Raw genomic sequence first — 3,299 nt, forward strand, 5'->3', positions numbered from 1 at the left:
CATCGGGGGATTACATCCAAGAGCATTCCCATACTTGGCGGTACAAAGGAGCAGCTCAAGATTATCCGGGAAAAGCTGAATGGTGAGGAGTTCGCCGATCTGATCTTTGTAGACTTCAGTCAAATCGCCCAGAAATCATTGGACTATACCACGTATACCCACAAGCTTCAAGAAACACCTGGGGAAGATATCGAGTATTTGGGATGCGCCTTATATGGACCTGAGAAAAAAATAAAACACTTAACCGGCAGCATCGGCCTGCTGCGTTGAGAGGAGCCGGGAATGGGACATATCAATAATATGAAGAAAGAGTTCGGGGATTTGGCAAAAAGATTAAATGCTAATGTTGTTGGCCTTCCGGAACCTCAAGAACAAAACTCCTGGGATGGCTGGCACACGATCCTTGAACTCCTGTACACTCCCCAAGAAGCGGCCATTGGAGCTAAGCTTCCAGTCTTTCCCGCTTCGTTAGAGGAGATCTCCCGCCGTTGCGGCATGTCTCAAGAGGAAATAAAGGTTTTGCTCGATCAGATGGCGGACAAGGGAATTGTGATGGATCTTCGAAATCCCCAAACACAGGAAATCTTCTACTCCCTCTCCCCGCCGGTTGTCGGTTTTTTCGAACTCACGATGATGAAGATCGGAAAAGAGAACGTTTCGAAAAAAGAGTTGGCTATGGCTGTTTCCGCCTATGCCGGTAATAGCGATATTTTTGTGCGCGAGGTTCATGGTTCCGGAAAAACGGCGCTTGGCAGAGCATTGGTGTATGAGTCCTTTTTGGACCCCGATTCCATGCCTGAAATATATGACTGGGAAAAAGCTGTTACTGTTATAAAAGAAGCCAAACATATCGCGGTGTCCCAGTGCTACTGCAGGCATACTGCGGAGCACCTTGGAAAAAACTGCTCGGCTCCTATGGAAGTTTGCCTTTCACTGAATGAATACGGGGAATTCGTAATCCGAAGGAACTACGGCAGAGCAATCGATACCTCGGAAGCTTTGGAAATTCTGAGGAAGAGCCGGGAGTATGGGTTGGTTCACGTCGTCGATAATGTTAAGCAAAAACCCGCATGGATGTGCAATTGCTGCTCCTGTTGCTGTGGCATGATGAAGGCCATACGGAATTGGGGATTTCCCGCTGTTAATCCGAGTAATTTCTTGCCCTACCAAAGCCAACATAACTGCGTGGGTTGTCAGCGCTGCGTTAAGAAATGTCCGGTTCAAGCCATTACCTTAGTACGAAAATCGGACAGTCAGCCGTTTCATCAAATTATCATTGATGAGGAGCGCTGCATTGGATGCGGGGTTTGCGTCTCAACCTGCAACAAAAAAGCATTAGAACTGACAAGAAGGGGAAATAGGACGTTCGTACCGGAACATGCGGTTGAACTGCTTATTCATCGGGCTATTGAAAGAGGCAAGTTTGCGGAAATGTTATTGGAAAATGGGGAACAGTGGGGTAATCCGTTTTTTAATGAAGTTCTCCGTACGATTCATACACTAGAGCCGCAAAAGCAGCAAATGATCAAGTCCCAACTAGACTCTCGTTTCTTTGATTATATTTTATAGATGAACCCGCGAAAAGCTATCATTCTCTGCGTCTGAAAAGTGAACTGTGACCCATAAGAAGTGGACACTTTGAAAAAGTGACTCTCTTGTGGGTCATTTGTGTGTTAATCAGAGTAATGTTGAACGGCGGTGATACCCACCCCGAAATTCGGCTGCGGATCGCAAAGGCCGATTTTAGGTACTCGATCCCCTATTACAATTCCGAGCGAAATCAATAATCGAATGTCATTTATTCGTACTGTGCTGCTTATTCTGCAGTTTGAATCCGGCGTTCCCTTTGCCGTGGTGCTTATTTTTTTCGTCTTTCTTCTGCGTATCATGCAATTTTTTCACAAATTCATTAGTGCTTTCCATGGTTCTCCTCCTTCAGGCTATGAGCTTGGTATTAATGTAACCCGTTTGCTTGCAAACCATGTACTCCGCTTCCTCGTTCGGCAAGACGATATGCTGTTCAGTTCATTCGCCTTGTATGATAGAGTGAAAATAATGAACGCACGCTGAGCAAAAGGAGCAAACGACATGGAACTTGTTTTTGTCTATGGAACATTACGGCAGGGAGAAGAAAATCATCATCTAATGGAAAATGCCCGGCCGGTTGCGCTCATGGCGTGGACCCGGGGGAGTTTGATGGATACGCAGCGCGGCTATCCGGCTATGGTGGAAGAAGGCTCCGGCATCGTGGCTGGCGAGCTGTACGAAGTGACGCTGGAGATGCTGACCCGGTTGGACGAATTGGAGGACTTTCACGGTCCCGGGAATCCGGCGAATGAATATGAGCGGATCAGAACGGAAGTGATGACCGACAGCGGAAAGCGGGAAGCGTGGGTGTATGTATACGGGGAGCGAAAGCATGATGTGATTGCTCAAGGGGATTGGAAGCTGCATTTGCTAAGGCAGAACCCGAATGTGCTTTATTTTGCCTATGGAAGCTGTATGGATATGGAGAGGATTACGCTCGCCGGAGCTGACGAATGGTTCGCTGATGTGAGAGGATGCGGAGCTGCCGAGGGGTTTAATCTCCAATTTACGTATTGGGCCGAGGATGGCGGACGTGCCGATCTTGTCGAGACCGGAGGCAGGACGGAGGGGAAGCTTTACTATATACCTGCTGAATGTCTTGACGGTTATTTATATCTTCGGGAAGGTGTGCACAGCGGGAAATATCGTCCTGCAGTTGTCCCTGTTCAATGCGCTGACGGCAGCATGCAGGATGCGGTAACGTTCGTGGTTGTGGACAAAAGCTCCGAGCTGTCTCCGCCAGGGCATTATCTCCAGGAGATTTTGCGTGGAGCGCGGCCGATCGTGTCAGCAGAGTATTATGCGGAATTGGAGGAGCGCGTCTGGAAGGAGTACGGATTCCGGCTTGCTGAATAAGGCGGGTAAAAGATATTTCCTATTCGAGAATAAAAAACAATACATTTCGCAAAATAATACTTGCGCTTCTTTTGTGTTCATGGTATATTCTAATTCCGGCCAAGAAATACGAGTTCTGGTTCGAAAGAAATTTCAAAAAAGAGCTTGCATTAAACGGTCTGGATGTGATATATTATAAAAGTTGCTGCTGAGGAAAAGTTGAACGGCGGCAAACAAGTTTGATCTTTGAAAACTGAACAACGAGTGAGTGGGAATTCGCTTAGCGAGTTCCAAAAAAAAAGATGGATTTCACAGCGTGTTTCACGCTTTTGAAATGCCATTATGAGAATGCAAATTCTCGTCAGATGTTTCAAAAT

At 46.9% G+C, this 3,299-nt stretch carries 4 protein-coding genes; 3 read left to right on the forward strand and 1 reads right to left on the reverse strand.

From position 1 onward, the window contains the following. Together L691_RS0123780 and L691_RS0123785 are read left to right on the forward strand one after the other, a co-directional pair. A partial coding sequence (locus L691_RS0123780) for a DUF2000 domain-containing protein (protein WP_025692772.1) occupies nt 1-270 on the forward strand: 270 nt, incomplete at its 5' end. 12 nt (nt 271-282) lie between these two features. Continuing rightward, nucleotides 283-1,569 (forward strand): 4Fe-4S binding protein, encoded by a 1,287-nt coding sequence (locus L691_RS0123785; RefSeq protein WP_025692773.1) that lies wholly within the window; start codon nt 283-285, stop codon nt 1,567-1,569. Nucleotides 1,570-1,794: 225 nt separating this feature from the next. On the opposite strand, the gene L691_RS31545 is transcribed toward L691_RS0123785, so the two are convergent. Next, nucleotides 1,795-1,923, reverse strand: a complete 129-nt coding sequence (locus L691_RS31545) for a DUF4023 domain-containing protein (RefSeq protein ID WP_084654428.1) — start codon at nt 1,921-1,923, stop codon at nt 1,795-1,797. Nucleotides 1,924-2,088: 165 nt separating this feature from the next. Here L691_RS31545 and L691_RS0123795 point away from each other — a divergent pair, with 165 nt between their 5' ends. After that, nucleotides 2,089-2,943, forward strand: coding sequence for a gamma-glutamylcyclotransferase (locus tag L691_RS0123795; protein WP_025692774.1), 855 nt, complete (start codon nt 2,089-2,091; stop codon nt 2,941-2,943). Nucleotides 2,944-3,299: the final 356 nt, after the last annotated feature.

The sequence above is a fragment of the Paenibacillus zanthoxyli JH29 genome (genome assembly GCF_000520715.1).
Taxonomy (GTDB): Bacteria; Bacillota; Bacilli; order Paenibacillales; family Paenibacillaceae; genus Paenibacillus_AQ; species Paenibacillus_AQ zanthoxyli.